This window comes from Anabaena sp. CCY 9910, assembly GCF_963920875.1.
Taxonomy (GTDB): domain Bacteria; phylum Cyanobacteriota; class Cyanobacteriia; order Cyanobacteriales; family Nostocaceae; genus Trichormus; species Trichormus variabilis.
The window spans coordinates 43,064-58,340 of record NZ_CAWUDJ010000019.1; the positions used below are offsets into that span (position 1 = coordinate 43,064).

The 15,277-nt window shown below is 42.5% G+C and carries 13 protein-coding genes; 5 read left to right on the top strand and 8 right to left on the bottom strand.

The features are described from left to right. Positions 1 to 87 precede the first annotated feature (87 nt). Both ACM5QX_RS15600 and ACM5QX_RS15605 read left to right on the top strand, forming a co-directional pair. Positions 88 to 801, top strand: a complete 714-nt coding sequence (locus ACM5QX_RS15600) for a cyclase family protein (protein ID WP_414754348.1) — start codon at positions 88 to 90, stop codon at positions 799 to 801. A gap of 60 nt (positions 802 to 861) precedes the next feature. Continuing rightward, entirely contained in the window at positions 862 to 2,358 is a 1,497-nt protein-coding gene (locus ACM5QX_RS15605; protein WP_414754349.1) for an aldehyde dehydrogenase family protein, read from the top strand. A gap of 60 nt (positions 2,359 to 2,418) precedes the next feature. Here the strand turns inward: ACM5QX_RS15605 and ACM5QX_RS15610 are convergent, their stop codons facing one another. Then, positions 2,419 to 3,354: a hypothetical protein gene (locus ACM5QX_RS15610; RefSeq protein WP_414754350.1), complete on the bottom strand. Its 936-nt coding sequence runs from the start codon at positions 3,352 to 3,354 to the stop codon at positions 2,419 to 2,421. A 447-nt stretch (positions 3,355 to 3,801) separates the two neighbouring features. Next, entirely contained in the window at positions 3,802 to 5,925 is a 2,124-nt protein-coding gene (locus ACM5QX_RS15615; RefSeq protein WP_414754352.1) for a tetratricopeptide repeat protein, read from the bottom strand. A gap of 152 nt (positions 5,926 to 6,077) precedes the next feature. Between ACM5QX_RS15615 and ACM5QX_RS15620 the strand changes: the two genes are divergently transcribed. Then, positions 6,078 to 6,773, top strand: coding sequence for a rhomboid family intramembrane serine protease (locus ACM5QX_RS15620; RefSeq protein ID WP_414754353.1), 696 nt, complete (start codon positions 6,078 to 6,080; stop codon positions 6,771 to 6,773). Between the two features lie 285 nt (positions 6,774 to 7,058). Continuing rightward, a complete protein-coding gene (locus tag ACM5QX_RS15625; protein WP_414754354.1) occupies positions 7,059 to 7,406 on the top strand; it encodes a hypothetical protein in 348 nt (115 codons plus the stop codon). 163 nt (positions 7,407 to 7,569) lie between these two features. On the opposite strand, the gene ACM5QX_RS15630 is transcribed toward ACM5QX_RS15625, so the two are convergent. Continuing rightward, the gene (locus ACM5QX_RS15630; RefSeq protein ID WP_414754355.1) at positions 7,570 to 7,998 is read right to left on the bottom strand and encodes an FHA domain-containing protein; all 429 of its coding nucleotides are present in this window, start codon (positions 7,996 to 7,998) and stop codon (positions 7,570 to 7,572) included. Positions 7,999 to 8,512: 514 nt separating this feature from the next. Between ACM5QX_RS15630 and ACM5QX_RS15635 the strand changes: the two genes are divergently transcribed. Continuing rightward, positions 8,513 to 8,731 carry a hypothetical protein gene (locus ACM5QX_RS15635; RefSeq protein WP_414754356.1) on the top strand — a complete coding sequence of 73 codons (219 nt, stop codon included), beginning with the start codon at positions 8,513 to 8,515 and terminating at the stop codon, positions 8,729 to 8,731. Positions 8,732 to 8,775: 44 nt separating this feature from the next. Here ACM5QX_RS15635 and ACM5QX_RS15640 read toward each other — a convergent pair whose 3' ends face one another. The 5 genes from ACM5QX_RS15640 to ACM5QX_RS15660 form a co-directional block, all read right to left on the bottom strand. Then, positions 8,776 to 10,929: a tetratricopeptide repeat protein gene (locus ACM5QX_RS15640; RefSeq protein WP_414754357.1), complete on the bottom strand. Its 2,154-nt coding sequence runs from the start codon at positions 10,927 to 10,929 to the stop codon at positions 8,776 to 8,778. A 69-nt stretch (positions 10,930 to 10,998) separates the two neighbouring features. Then, a complete protein-coding gene (locus tag ACM5QX_RS15645; protein ID WP_414754358.1) occupies positions 10,999 to 11,442 on the bottom strand; it encodes a hypothetical protein in 444 nt (147 codons plus the stop codon). Positions 11,443 to 11,716: 274 nt separating this feature from the next. Next, positions 11,717 to 14,182 carry a heavy metal translocating P-type ATPase gene (locus ACM5QX_RS15650; protein WP_414754359.1) on the bottom strand — a complete coding sequence of 822 codons (2,466 nt, stop codon included), beginning with the start codon at positions 14,180 to 14,182 and terminating at the stop codon, positions 11,717 to 11,719. A gap of 182 nt (positions 14,183 to 14,364) precedes the next feature. Next, positions 14,365 to 14,544 carry a hypothetical protein gene (locus tag ACM5QX_RS15655; protein ID WP_414754360.1) on the bottom strand — a complete coding sequence of 60 codons (180 nt, stop codon included), beginning with the start codon at positions 14,542 to 14,544 and terminating at the stop codon, positions 14,365 to 14,367. 173 nt (positions 14,545 to 14,717) lie between these two features. Beyond that, positions 14,718 to 14,993 carry a TM2 domain-containing protein gene (locus ACM5QX_RS15660; RefSeq protein WP_011318363.1) on the bottom strand — a complete coding sequence of 92 codons (276 nt, stop codon included), beginning with the start codon at positions 14,991 to 14,993 and terminating at the stop codon, positions 14,718 to 14,720. Between the last annotated feature and the right edge of the window lie 284 nt (positions 14,994 to 15,277).

Genomic DNA, 15,277 nt, shown 5'->3' on the forward strand with positions numbered 1-15,277 from the left:
TCATCTAAGGATGTATTGCAATCATTAATTGAATTGGTATAAGTAGTGGGTTCTGATGGTGAGAAATTTTTGAAGTGGGTGATTAAAGTGTCAAGCCTAAAAACGATCGCATACTCCCGCGTGATTCACTTAAGTCATATAATTGACCCAGATATTCCCCAATGGCCTGGCGACCCTCCAGTTGAATTTACCACTGTTGCCCAACTCCCAGATGATGGCTATTATCTACGGCGCTTCGCCATCGGGGAACACAGCGCCACTCATATCAACGCTCCTAATAGTTTTTATCAAGCAGGTATAGGAATTGACCAATACCCGGCTCAGTCGTTGATTGTGCCGGCGGTAGTCATAGATATACAGGCAACAGCAGCAGTCAACGCCGATTATAAACTCACAATTGATGATATCTTCGCCTGGGAAGCAGAATACGGTGAAATTCCTATTGGTAATGTAGTGTTATTACATACTGGTTGGCAAAATAAGTGGACTGATAAACACGCTTTTCTCAACCAAGATGCCGCAGGAATCATGCACTTTCCGGGTTTTGGTAGCGATGCAACCCAATTTCTCTTGAATGAGCGACAGATTGCAGGTGTAGGGATTGATACTCATGGCGTAGACCCTGGACAAGATAGCAGTTTTGCTACCAACCGCTTAGTATTGGCGCGACAAGGTATTGTATTAGAAAATTTGACAAATTTGCATCAACTACCAGCAAAAGGTAGTAATCTGGCGATCGCAATCCTTAGATTACGCGGTGGCTCAGGTTCGCCAGTGGGAGTTTTGGCATTAGTACCTTAAATTAGTGGTGAGTGCTGAATCATAAATTCTCTAACTTTAAATTTTGAATTTTAAATTTATATGAAAACTCCCCTAAACTGCCAAAATTACATCAATGGTCAATGGTTAAACGCCGCCACAGAAACCACCCTCAACAGTCACAACCCTGCGGATAAGAGTGAAATCGTTGCTACTTTCCCCCGTTCCCAGGCTGACGATGTAGATAGAGCCGTAGCCGCCGCCCGTCAAGCCTATGGCAATTGGCGCAAAGTCCCAGCACCAGCCAGAGCCGAATATATTTTCCGCGTCGGTGAATTATTACTCCAACATAAAGAAGAACTAGCCCAGTTAATTAGTCGGGAAATGGGTAAACCCATAACTGAAGCTAGGGGCGATGTGCAGGAAGGTGTTGACTGTGCATTTTATAGCGCTGGTGAAGGACGGCGATTGTTTGGGCAAACCACACCATCCGAAATGCCCAACAAGTTCGCCATGACCGTGCGAATGCCCATCGGAGTCTGTGCTTTAATTACTCCCTGGAACTTCCCCGTAGCCATCCCTTGCTGGAAAGCAATGCCAGCTTTGGTTTGTGGTAATACGGTAATTCTCAAACCTGCGGAAGACACCCCCGCCTGTGCCACAAAATTAATTGAGATTTTCGCCGCCGCCGGTTTACCACCAGGTGTAATTAACTTGGTGCATGGAGTCGGAGAAGAAGCGGGGAAAGCTTTAGTCGAACATCCAAATATTGATTTAGTTTCATTTACTGGTTCTTCCGCCACTGGTGCGTATGTTGGCGAGACTTGCGGACGTACCCACAAGCGCGTCTGTTTGGAAATGGGCGGTAAAAATGCTCAAGTGGTGATGGAAGATGCAGATTTAGAACTTGCCCTTGATGGCGCATTGTGGGGAGCCTTCGGCACAACAGGGCAACGATGTACAGCTACCAGCCGCTTAATTTTACATCGTGACATCAAAGAAAAATTTACAACTATGCTGCGTGAACGTGCCAGCCAATTACGCTTGGGTGCTGGTACTGAGCCTGAGACAGATATCGGCCCGATAATTAATAACCGACAGTTGCAACGGGTACATGAGTATATGAATATAGCCCGTGAGGAAGGAGCCAAAATTTTAATCGGAGGAGAAATTGCCACCGAGGGAAAATTACAACAGGGTTACTTCTTTCAACCCACTATTTTAGATAACGTTACCCCACAGATGCGCGTTGCCCGTGAAGAGATATTCGGGCCAGTAGTAGCATTGATTGAGGTTAGCACCTTTGAGGAGGCGATCGCTATCCTTAACGATACCAAATATGGTCTTTCCTCCTCAGTCTACACCCGTGACATCAATCGCGCCTTTGTTGCCATGCGCGACATCGAAGCCGGTATTACCTACATCAACGGCCCCACCATTGGCGCAGAAGTACACCTGCCTTTTGGTGGTGTCAAACAAACCGGTAACGGACACCGGGAAGCTGGCACCACCGCTTTAGATGTGTTCACAGAATGGAAAAGCGTTTACGTAGACTTTTCCGGCAGTTTACAACGCGCGCAAATTGATAACAGGAGTTAGGAGACTAGAGGAAGAATTAATGACTATGGACTATGGACTGTTGACTGTTGACTAATTAAACTAAGAACGCCTGATAAAGCGCCCAATAGCAGATGCACAGCGTAACTCAATTTTTTTCGTCAAATATGACCGTCTTGGATAAAGTTGAATTGGTGATTGAGTATGTTGCCAATAAGCTTTATCAGTCAAGCTAGGAGGAACACCATCCAAAGCTTTTAAAAGCAGTTTTTTGCGCCACGGCTTGATTGCTGCCCCTGATGCGTGGGACATCAGATAAGTACTAGCATTGCCGAAATCCATACCCAATCGGCTGACAGTACTCAGGGGTTCATGAGACAATGTTACTGCTAAATTCAAAACACATTGATCAGTTAAAAAATAAGGATATTGCTCCGAATAAAGATGAAAATTATGGAGGTCAAAATATCCCGCAGATTCAAAAGTTTCTAGTAAATTTTTCCACAATACTAGTATATCTTTTTGATTCTGTTTTACTCCGATGAAACCTGCATTGTAATATCTATCTAGTTCCCGAAGAGAATGATAACCGTGGCGCTCTGCTAGTTCCCTCCAAGCAATGCGATTAGGATCATTAGCAGGCATATAATCATAGGCATCTTCGCATAAAGCAATGCCTCGACCAACCCACTCTTCATAAAAAGCCCAACGTCTTTTATTGACAATATCAGGGTCAAAATAAAATATTGCTTCTGTTTCTGGGCAATAATTTTCCCAGAGTTGGAGCATGAAATCTGGTTTATAGTTTGTAAAACACTTGTAAGTGTCTAACTTAATAAACCGAATTACACAATCCTGGGCAACAGTAAATTCCTGATAGTCTTCAGCATTTTTAACAGATTCAGTCCAAGGTGGTAAATTACCCCGATATCCTGCCCAAATTACACCACGAAAACCGTGGTTATAGAGAGAATTTACCAGGTTTCCCACACCGTAGTGGTAATCACCTTCAAATAAAGTACAAATAGCTGTGAGCATGATGGGTTTAAAGGTATATGAACTTTATGATGAAGGAAAATATTCTCAGTATGTGAGCTTGATGTGCTACTCATACACTTTCCTAGTCAGATTTTATATATAAGAGATAATGCTTTTAAAATACTCGGTAGACTGCAATAACAAAAGTTTTAATCTGGTTGATATCCGTTAAAGATAACTTAACCATTATTCTTTAAGTTGCCATTTTGGCAGATTTATAAATAACAATTTTTCCGTATTTACTATTTACAATGTAGCTAATTTATTTAGTAAGAATATACACCCAGCTAATGGATCATTTAAACATATGTGCAACTTAAACAAAACGGTACTAACTAATAAGTATATTGTCTCTAAATTGTTTTTGATGTGGTTTAATACTCTATCCCATTGCAGATAAAATTTTATAATTTATTTCACCAGTTACCCATTACCACAGATAATAAATTAATCCTCTTGGGAAGGATTAGTAAATTCAGGAGTAGGCATGACTGGGATAACTACAGGTTTTGGTGTTGCAGCTTGGAGTTGACGCTGGGCTTCGTCACGAGCGTTAATTGCTTGGCTATAATCTGGTTTATGTTTAATGGCTTGTTCATAAGAGGCGATCGCATCCTGATATTGTTTTAAACTAAATAAGGCATTACCCCGACTGTACCAACTTTCAATATGCTTTGGTTGGTAACGCACTGCCCTGTTATAGGATGCGATCGCCTCTTGATATTGCTGTAAAATATACTGAGAATTACCTAAACTATACCAAACCTGATAATTACTAGGCTTAATTGTTGCCGCTTTCTTATAAGATTCTATTGCCTCTGCATAGCGTTGGTTCTGATGTTGCGACCAACCTTTTCCATACCATGCTTGATAACTATTAGGATTAAATTTTATAACTTGATTAAAAGACTCAATTGCTTCTGGATAGCGTCGTAAAATAATCAAGACATTACCTCTTGATAACCAAGCTATAGCATAATCTGTTTTATATTGTACCGCCTTATCATAAGCCTTAAAAGCATCTTCGTAGCGGTTTAGATTAACTAAAGAATTTCCTAAATTATACCAAGCTCTCTCATAATCTGATTTAATTTCAATGGCTTTATTATAGGCATTTATGGCTTCACTATATTCTTTCATGCTTTGCAAAGCTAATCCCTTATTATAAAAACTCTCATAAGCATCTGATTTAAATTCAATAGCTTTATCATAAGATTTAATCGCTCGGTTATACTGTTTTAAACTACTAAAAGCTTCCCCTCTAGCATTCCAGACTTCTGGATAATTTTCATTGAGTTGTAAAGCCTTATCAAAAGAGGCGATCGCTTCTGCATAACGTTGTAAACTTTGCAAACTAAAACCCCTACCACTCCAAGCTTCTACATAATCTGGTTGGATTTGAATGGCTTTATCATAAGCTGTCAATGCGTCTTGATATTGCTTGAGTCGAAATAAAGTTTTTCCTTTGCCATACCAAGCAGGAGCATAATTTGGTCTGATATCAACCGCTTTTTTATAAGCAGATAAGGCATCTTTGTATCGTTGCAATTCAAAAAAAGTATTACCTTGTTTAGCTAAATCTGTAGCATTATTACTATTAATACTATTGACAACAAATACCGAAGCTGTACCAGTCGCACTAATTAATAAAATTGCTAATAATAATTTGATGAATACACTTTTTTTAGCGTGATGAAATCTAAGTTTGGTAGGTGGTAAAGTGGGAGTGATGGCGATCGTATCAGAAGCAGGTTTTTTTAATTCTGTGAGTGCTTGTAATGCAGTCGTCGCCGCAGCATAGCGTTGGCGGAAATCATAACACACCATTTTGTCTATAAATCTGGCAAAATCTGATGAGACTTGAGCATGATTTTGCCAGATAATTTCATGAGTATCAGTATCATGTTCTAGTTGATGGGGTAATAATCCCGTCAGTGCTTGAATTGCAACTATCCCCACAGCATAGATATCACTACTAAATTTGGGATTACCTTGGGCTTGTTCTCCAGGTATATAACCTGGTGTACCAATAATCACAGTAGATTTATTTTCACCAGTAGGGGTCACTATTTGGGTGGTGATTTGCTTCACTGCCCCAAAGTCGATGAGAATTAACTTACCATCCTGTCGCCTGAGTAAGTTTCGCGGATTAATATCACGGTGAATCACATTTTGCTGATGGACAAATTCTAAGATGGTCAAAATCTCTTGTAATAGTATTGTCACCTCATCTTGAGTTAAGACTTTTCCTGGCGTTAACTCTTGACTCAGGTCGTGACCAGGGATAAATTCCTGTACCAGATAGAACTCTGCGTTTTCTTCAAAATAAGCCAAAAGTTGAGGAATGCGATCGCAACTTCCCAATTTATATAAAACTTGCGCCTCTGTATCAAATAATCGCCTGGCTATCTCCAAGGTAGCCGGATCATTTGCTTGGGGTTGGAGTTTCTTGACTACACACTTAGGTATTCCTGGTAAATGAGTATCACAAGCTACAAAAGTTTCACCAAATCCCCCTCCTCCCAAGTGGCTAATAATTTGGTATCTTCCAACAAGTGTGTTTCCCAGCATCCAGTTTACCTACTTGAGTGCATTGTGTCTGATTCCAATCTTGCCACAGATTCTTTAAGGTGCGGGGAGAAGAAACAGGAAGTATGGGGGAAGAACTAATAACAACTGACAACTGACCACTAACAACTGACAACTGACCACTAACAAATTTAATGATTCCTATTAGTGATAACTTACATTTTCGCAAACGACCGATTATTAATTATTGGTTAATTGGTATTAATATTGTTATCTTCCTTTGGGAAATCAAACTAGAACTGAGTGGTGAATTAGGTGCTTTCATTAACACTTGGGGTTTAGTCCCATCCCAGATTAGTACAGCACTTAATCATGCACTGATAAATCCTGCGGCTTTGGTAGTGGTGTTTGGGCGTTTATTTTCTCTGTTGTTTGCTATATTTCTCCACGGCAGTTTTAGCCAAATATTGGGGAATATGTTATTTTTATGGGTCTTTGGTAAAGCAGTAGAAAATATTTTAGGACATCAGCGCTATTTAGGATTTTATCTGGTTGCTGGCATTGTCACCGGGTTAGCACAGATTATCGTTGAACCAAATTTGACTGTACCACTTATTGGTGCAAATGGAGCGATCGCCTCGGTTTTGGGGGCTTATATAATCAAGTTTCATCAGGTTAAAATAGACACTGTTTTACCGTTAATTCTTATTTATATTCCCATTGAATTACCAGCTTCTTTCTATTCATTATGGTGGTATGTTCAACAGTTATTCTATGGCATTGGTAGTTTAAACATCCCCCCGACGGGAGTCAATCAACCAAGCCTAGCCTACTGGATGCAGCTTGTAGCCATGACTATTGGCGCAGTCTATATCCGCAAAAAATTCTGAAACACCTTTTTTCATTCACTTCGCCTTTCATTTTCACCTATTGCTCGTATAAAAACATACATTAGTTGCCAACACCACTTTAACAGAGGGTAATCGATAAGAATCCAATTACTCATTACCCATTACCTATTACCAAAACCTCTATCCCTTTGTAGCCAAGCATTTCAATAGAATTTACCCCCCACTAAAATCAGCATTTTTGTTTAAGGAACTTATAATTACTTGCCGTTTTGCTACTTCGATATTATAGGATGGACGGAGTGTTGTAAGGGGCTTGGGGCTATTATGGCTCGCTATACGTGTTCATTTGTGATTTCTATCCGTTTTGACTATCTCCAGCCATTACTTCTAGACTTGTTACAGGACTGTGATTTAGAAATTCAATACCACACACCTGATTACATTTTGGCGCGTGAGATTCCTGGTACTGTTCCTTTTCCTAAATTAGTGAAAGTGGAAGTACTAATTGATAAATCAACGGCTACTGAGTCAGAAAGCCGGATGAGTATCGTGATTAAAAATGAAGAATTACCCATCTACTTGGATAATCACTGTCGGCAAGTATTTGAACTTGTTAAAGAGTCTATTGAACGTAGCCGCCATTGGCATCTTCTCGAAAGTCTGGCTGGCTAACATCGCTTTTCAAAATTTAAAATTGATATCTGTGGAGTTGGTAATTAGTAATGCTAAAAACCAGTTTGAGCATTGCCAAAATTTAAGTATCTGTAGTATCTGTAGGGTGGGCAGCGCCCACCGTATAACAATTTGGGTGGATAATGCTCATCAAGTCAGAAATTCATAGTTCTTCTACATCCTCAGTCATACCAGGATTAATAAGCGTGATGTCATATTCACTAGCGTCTGTTTGTCCTGAACGCTGGGTATTCTTTAACAAGTAGTAAATGGCACGTACTTTCGGGCCAAAAACTATCTCATCCTCATTTTTTAAATCATGGGCTGGGATTTTGCGACCATTAATCATCAGACCGTTGGCGCTTGCTTTACCTTTACCATCACCATCAACAATCCGGTAATAATAACTATTATTATTTTTTGGCAGTCGCACTAATGTAGCATGGCGACGAGATACAAACTGCGACACTAAACGAATGTTAGACTCTTTGTCTCTGCCAATGGAGTATAAAGGTTGATCTAAAGAAAATTCTTTACGACCTTGGTCGTCTTCGAGAATTAATAGATGACTTTCAAGAGTTTCTACTGTCATTGATACATCTTTGCCACAGTCAGTTGAAGTTGGAAGTATCCAAGTTGCTTTGATTTATCGTAGCTGATTTTTTCCACACCAGCGTTAGCATAGCTTACCGTGGGTATCGCCTGCATTGGAGCAAGCTAATTATACTCTGCACGATGACAATGATTAGCGATCGCCTCCACTGGGCAGAACGCCAGCGTACTTAGATTTATACTTTGAGTATCAAAGCGATCGGTCATAGTGTTTGTTTTAAGTTTATAGACAAGCGATCGCCACTCTCAAAGCAAACCCGTTATACTCCACATATCACTTGTATATTTACTTGATTATGCTCCCCCTACACCCAATACGGTTCGGATAAGGAACTTACTCGTCAAGGTAAGCAAGGGTGCAGGGGTGCAGGGGTGCAAGGGAGAATTGACAGTAACCTCTCCCCTGCCCCTCTGCTCCTCCGCTCCCCTGCTGCTTCAACGAAGAGATATCTTAACCGAACGGTATTGCCCCTACACCTTCAAAACACCATCATTTGACCTCAGAACAAGAACATTCTCGTTTAGAACAAGAACATTCTCACTGGAAACAGGAAAGTTCTCGTTTGAAACAGGAACATTCTTGTTTAGAACAAGAATGTTCTCACTGGAAACAAGAATACTTTAGTTGGAAACAGGAACATTCTCGTTTGCAACACGAAAGTTCGGGTTCTGAACATGAAACTTTGAGTTCAAAGCACGAAACTTGGAGATAAAAGCTAGAGTGATGCGGTTGGGAAGGTAAATTTTCGTGTTCTCGTTAGAGAGAATCGCGCAAATTTGCTAAATTCTCACGCACTTTCACAGTATTAGGATGATTCCCTCCTAAACTTCGCTCTAAAATATTCAAAGCTTGGAGAAACAGGGGTTCGGCTTGGTCGCACTTTCCTTGGGAATAGTAGAGTTTAGCCAAGTTGTTGAGGCTGATGGCGACATCGGGATGATTGTCTCCCAGCAGGCGTTTATAGAGTTCTAAAGCTTGGAGATAGAGGGGTTCGGCTTCGTCGTACTTTCCTTGGGATTTGTAGAAATTTGCCAAGTTGTTGAGGTTGGTGGCTACATGGGGATGATTGTCTCCCAGCAGGCGTTTATCGAGTTCTAAAGCTTGGAGAAACAGGGGTTCGGCTTGGTTGTACTTTCCTTGAGAATAGTAGAGATATGCCAAGTTGTGGAGGCTGGTGGCGATTGAGGGATGATTGTATCCCAACAAGCGTTGTTTGAGTTCTAAAGCTTCGAGATGCAGGGGTTCGGCTTGGTCGTACTTTCCTTGGGATTCGTAGAGTAATGCCAAGTTGTTGAAGGTGATGGCGACATCGGGATAATTATCTCCCAGCAGGCGTTTATAGAACTCTAAAGCTTCGAGATACCGGGGTTCAGCTTGATCGTCTCCCAGCAGGCGTTTATAGAGTTCTAATCCCAGCAGGCGTTTATAGAGTTCTAAAGCTTGGAGAAAAAGGGGTTCGGCTTGATCGTACTTTCCTTGGGAATAGTAGAGATATGCCAAGTCGTTGAGGCTGGTGGCGACTGAGGGATGATTGTATCCCAACAAGCGTTGTTTGAGTTCTAAAGCTTGGAGAAAAAGGGGTTCGGCTTCGTCGTACTTTCCTTGGGATTCGTAGAGATTTGCCAAGTTGTTGAGGCTGGCGGCGACATCGGGATGATTTTCTCCCAAGCGGTGTTGTGCTGTTGATAAACACTGTGTTCTCCAAGGTTCGGCTTGGGTATATAACCCTTGTCCTTCATAAAATCTACCCAAGCCGACGAAAGGCGAAATTATATCTTCATCACTGACGTATTGAATGAGATTGTTTGCTACTTCAGCTATGTGTGGTATGGCAAGGGAAACAGCGTTAATTTCCTCAAGGGTAGGAGTCTCAGGAATTTGTTTAGCAACTGCTACCATTACCTGAGCAAACCATCCCTTAAATTCCTCTGCTTGCTCTAAACCTTTAAACTCTGATTGGAAAAATTCCCGCAGTAGGGGATGTAGTTGATAGATTCCCTCTCCTTTGCGCTGGAGTAGATGCAGATTCAATAATTTATCGTCTCTAATTTCCTCTAACTCATCCTCATCTTTCTCTGTTAAGCACTGTTCTACTAAGTCCCAGGGTATGGGTGCGGCGGCAAATAAACTGAGTACACAGCCTAATAACTTATCATCCTCTGCTAATTCCTGCCAACTCAACTCAAAGGCGGCTTGCACTCCCAATTGTGCTGTCATATCGGCTTCTGGGTTCACAAGTGCAAGTTGTTCTAGTGGCTTTTCCTTTTCCTTTAATCGCCCCATCATTTTCGATATAGACAAATCCTGCTTCCGCGCCAGATATCGCCCCACCAACTCTAAACCCAAAGGCAAATACCCCAGCCATTCGCACAACTGTTTTGCTACATCTAATTCTCTCTCAATTCGCCCTGGTGTTTCTGCCAGCAAAGACCGTAACAATTCCAAGGCTGCATCTGGTTGTAATACATCTAAAGATAATTGCTTGATGGCTGCACCCAACTTTTTGCGCGTAGTCATCAACACTTTAAATCTGGAAGATGCGCCCTGTAGGTAAGGTCTGATTTGCTGGTAATCTGTAACATCATCCACCACCAGCAGCACATTACCCTCACGCCAATTCCGCCAGCAGTATTGTACTTGTGCAGGTAAATCAAAATCTTCTGGTGGCTTTAAATCAAGCTGAGTTCTGGCAAACTGCACCACTTGAACGCCAAAGTTCTCAACTTTCGCCTGTAACCAGCACAGTCCACCTTTGTAGTTTTCGCGCTGAGTCATAGCATATTGCAAGGCGAGTTCTGTTTTACCCAGTCCACCCATTCCCAAAATAGCTGCAATGGCTACTTGGTTATTTTCTTGCAATAGTTTGTCGAGTTTTTGCAGTTCTTCATCGCGTCCCACAAATTTCACCACACCACTCAGGGGTAAATTTTGCGGTATTTCAGGATTTGACTTTACCCGTTCCTGTCCGGGCGACTGTAGTCAGAGGTGTATACCACCATAGTTAGTACCTACCTGCACTAATTTTAATTTTTCAATAGATTCAGCTAACTTTGCATTATTGATCACACCTGCTGGTTGGGATCTCAGGTCATTTGCTAAAGCCTCAACTTTTGGCGCTACTTGGGGATCAGCATTTACGGCTGCTTCTACTTCGCGCACTGATTGAGCAATATCGTTATCTGTATCGGCTGCGGCTTTCAATTCCAACACAGCTTGACCATAATCTAACGCCTGCTGTGTGTTTTCCTGTGACGTATTCGCCAACGACGAGGGCAGCTTATTTTTCTGGCGTAGCTTGGCGATTAACTCGTTACTTTTTTCTAATGCAGCTTCCCCCAGTTTTTCGCCTGTTTTTTCTAAAGCCTTAGTTAAAACTATAGTAGCGATCGCAGTTCCTACGGCTGTTAAGGTTACTGGTTCCATAAGTTAAGAATAATAATACGAGATTATACTTATGTTTCACAGTTTAGCGCATTAAGAAACGTCGAGTTTGGAACCTAACCCCAACCCCTTCCCTACAAGGGAAGGGGCTAAAAACCTATAACTGAGTATCAAAGAATTAGGGTTTTAAGCCTCTCTCCGCGTCGGGGAGAGGTTTGGAGAGGGGTTATTCCGAATTTATCGATCACGTTAAATAATTACACTTTTAAGCCTCTCCCCGCGTCGGGGAGAGGTTGGAGAGGGGTGCTTAATTTCACTACCGATGGGCTAACCGACGCAATAACAGAGAGTTAGTCACCACACTCACTGAACTAAAAGCCATCAGTGCAGCTGCACCGGAAGGACTGAGGACAAAACCCCAGTTGGGCAGCAGAACACCTGCGGCTAGAGGGATACCGATGGTGTTGTAGGCGAAAGCCCAAAATAGATTTTGGCGGATTTTGTTGAAGGTGGCGCGGCTGAGGTGAATTGATTCCACAACATCGCTAATGCGATCGCGCATTAAGACAATCTGTGCAGTTTCCATTGCTACATCTGTGCCTGAGTGTAAGGCAATGCCTACGTCTGCTTGAGATAAGGCCGGGGCATCGTTGATACCATCGCCAACCATTGCCACTTTAGCGCCAGATTTTGTTTGTAGTTCCTGAATAAAGGCAGCTTTTTTGGCGGGAGGAATACCAGCCATGACATCAGCGCTATCTATGCCTAATTGTTGAGCTATGGCGTGGGCAGCTTCTGGGCGATCGCCACTTAGCAGCATTACCCGTAACCCCATCTGGCGTAATTTGTCTACAGTAGTTTGGGCATCCGGTCTGGTAGTATCTTGTACACCAATCAATCCGGCTAAAGTCTCCCCAACTGCCACAGCAACCACGGTTTTACCCTCTGTGGCTAGCTTTTGCGCTTCCTGCCGTGCGGTTTCACTCAAATTAACTCCATGCCAACTCAACCAATCCCCGTTACCTAACAGCACAGTTTGACTGTCAACGACAGCAGAAACACCCATTCCTGGTTCAGTGTGAAAGTCTGTAGCTTCTGGAATCGATAACTGTTGTTGTTGGGCTGCTTGCTGAATCGCTCTAGCTAAGGGGTGATGTGTGCCGCTTTCGACTGCGGCTGCTAGTTGTATGAGGGAATGAGAGGGGTGTAGGGGTGTGGGGGTGTGGGGGTGTGGGGGTGTGGGGCTTTTTTCCTGTTTGGCTGTGAAGCCTATTTCATCGGGAGTGTCTTCTGCAAATACAAGACAATCGGTGACAACGGGATTACCTGTGGTGAGAGTGCCGGTTTTATCAAAAACTACGGTGTCTAGTTGATGGGCTTTTTCTAAAACATCGCCGCCTTTGATTAATAAACCCCGTTCTGCACCTATACCTGTGCCTACCAGAATCGCTGTAGGTGTTGCTAGTCCCAAAGCACAGGGACAGGCGACGACCATGACGGCGATCGCTAGTTTTAAACTAATGAGGAGGGGGGAATTGTTGGTAATATGGGCGGCGTGGCTCATCATCATTTCCATACCACCACCAGATACAGTGATATCTGGCCAAATGTGCGTGCCGAAGCAGTACCAAAAGATGAAGGTCAATACGGATGCTGTTAATATGCCGTAGGTAAAGTAACCTGCTACTGTATCAGCTAATTTTTGGATGGGGGCTTTGCGAGTTTGGGCTGCTTCTACCAAGGCGACGATGTGGGCGAGGGTGGTATCATTGCCTGTACGGGTGGCTTGGATAGCGATCGCCCCTGATTGGTTAATCGTTCCGGCTGTGACTATATCCCCTGGTTGCTTGATGACCGGCACAGCTTCCCCAGTCAACATCGACTCATCTAAGGTTGTCTGTCCAAAACGTACCTCCCCATCCACGGGGATTTTATCACCCGGCAGTACTTGCAACCATTCACCCACCTTCACCTGTTCAGCCGGGATTTCTACAGTATTTGCTCCCAGTCCAATCTTGTCTGGGTCTGGGTTAGCAATCAACCTTGCTACCTGTGGTTGCAGTGCTAGCAGTTGCCTAAATGCTGCCGCCGCCTTACCTCTGGCTTGTTGTTCTAGGGTTCTGCCCAACAAGATAAAGCCCAGCATCATCACCGGTTCATCAAAGAAGCACTCCCAACCCATTTGCGGAAACAACAACGCTACAACGCTGGCTGTGTAGGCTGTCAGGGTTCCCAATCCCACCAAGGTATTCATATTAGGTGCATTCCGCCGCCAACCAAGCCACCCATCAACCAAAATTGGGCGACCAGGAATTAGTAAGGCGACTGTTGCTAGTCCAAAGTGAAACCAAATGTTATTTAATATGGGCAGAATTGAACTGCCAATGTTGCCCAAATGCCCAATCCCCGAAAAGACCAGCAGCACAGCAGCAATCAATAACTGCCGGAATGCTGCCTGCATTTGTTGGCGTTGTCTTGCGGCTGAGTCTTCTATTGTTGATTTACTTGCCTGACTGCTGGCTGTTCGTGGTTGAGTAGGAAATCCGGCGGCTGTCAATCGCTGTGCCAGCATTTCTGGATCGACTGTACCAACTTCCGACTCTACCACCGCTACTTCTGTAGCCAAATTCACACAGGCATTCTTCACACCTGAATATTGGGTGAGCTGTCGCTCTACTGCCTTTACACACCCAGCACACTTCATCCCCCCGACATCCAGAATAATTTTCTCTAGTGTGGGGGTTAGTTCTGGGTCAAGCTGAGTTTGTGGGACAAGTTGCATGGCAAGTGTTGAGATTCGCTACGAAGATTAGACACTTGATGATAAGCATCTCTACTTCGAGCGTAGGCGAAATTTTGAACTATGACTGATCGTCATTACCATTTATTTTATTAAGATGTGGCACTCATCTCACGTTTTTGGGTCTGGAGATGGAAAAAATGGGTAACGAGTAGTATTTAGTGTTAATTACGACTCAGTTTTGTTACAGTTACGTAGGCGATCGCTGCCACTTGCACTGGTATAAAGGCAATCAGGCTTTTCCAGAAATAGTGAATTTCTAAGTTAGACATAGCGCTGAAATACCCCACACCTACCAACAAGCACATAGCCCAAATCATGTGTTTACGTTTCATGATCAGCATATTTATTGATTAGGAATTACGTACCCAGATTGTCTGCTGAGACTGGGTGTAAGGGTGTAAGGGTGTAGAGGAAACAACTAATAATTAAGTCAAGATATTATATCAATACTGTTCTTCTCCTAACCCCTACACCCCTATACCCCTATACCCCTACTCTCTTGAAAATGACTGATTTAAAACCAACTTTGTTTATTCACTAAATAAGTATTGACGAATTCCTCAGGGGTTTTGTTTAAGTAGATCATGCCTTCAATTAATCCCACCAATTGCATAATTAATAAAGTAATTCCGTAGGAAAAAGAACCACCAACTAAGGTGATCACTAACATGATGAAACCTTCGGCAGCATAGCCCAAAATAAATTTGTGAATACCAAAGCCACCAAAAATAATGCCACAGTAACCAGCTAGTAATTGTTTGTTGGTTTGAGTAGGATTAAGATTTGCCATAGGTAGGTTACTCCTAAAAAATAGTATAAAATTGCAGTTTTTATTGTATTGATTTTTCAAAAATATATTCACCCAGTAAACATATTTTTACCTAGTTATTAGTTGGATTTTTTACTATGTTGCCAGACAATAGTCATTTGCCATGAACATAGGTGACATCTTGATCACATAAGACATCGCCTGGTTTTATAGTGTTCCTAACATAGCTAGATATAATGCTAATTACATAAACTAAAACATAAGTATTACAGTATTTTGAGAAAAATTAATCTTTCGAGAGAATT

Coding starts and splice junctions, on each gene's coding strand:
- ACM5QX_RS15605 (WP_414754349.1), top strand. CDS start 862: ATGAAAACTCCCCTAAACTGCCAAAATTACATCAATGGTCAATGGTTA.
- ACM5QX_RS15610 (WP_414754350.1), bottom strand. CDS start 3,354: ATGCTCACAGCTATTTGTACTTTATTTGAAGGTGATTACCACTACGGT.
- ACM5QX_RS15615 (WP_414754352.1), bottom strand. CDS start 5,925: ATGCTGGGAAACACACTTGTTGGAAGATACCAAATTATTAGCCACTTG.
- ACM5QX_RS15620 (WP_414754353.1), top strand. CDS start 6,078: ATGATTCCTATTAGTGATAACTTACATTTTCGCAAACGACCGATTATT.
- ACM5QX_RS15625 (WP_414754354.1), top strand. CDS start 7,059: ATGGCTCGCTATACGTGTTCATTTGTGATTTCTATCCGTTTTGACTAT.
- ACM5QX_RS15630 (WP_414754355.1), bottom strand. CDS start 7,998: ATGACAGTAGAAACTCTTGAAAGTCATCTATTAATTCTCGAAGACGAC.
- ACM5QX_RS15645 (WP_414754358.1), bottom strand. CDS start 11,442: ATGGAACCAGTAACCTTAACAGCCGTAGGAACTGCGATCGCTACTATA.
- ACM5QX_RS15650 (WP_414754359.1), bottom strand. CDS start 14,182: ATGCAACTTGTCCCACAAACTCAGCTTGACCCAGAACTAACCCCCACA.
- ACM5QX_RS15655 (WP_414754360.1), bottom strand. CDS start 14,544: ATGCTGATCATGAAACGTAAACACATGATTTGGGCTATGTGCTTGTTG.
- ACM5QX_RS15660 (WP_011318363.1), bottom strand. CDS start 14,993: ATGGCAAATCTTAATCCTACTCAAACCAACAAACAATTACTAGCTGGT.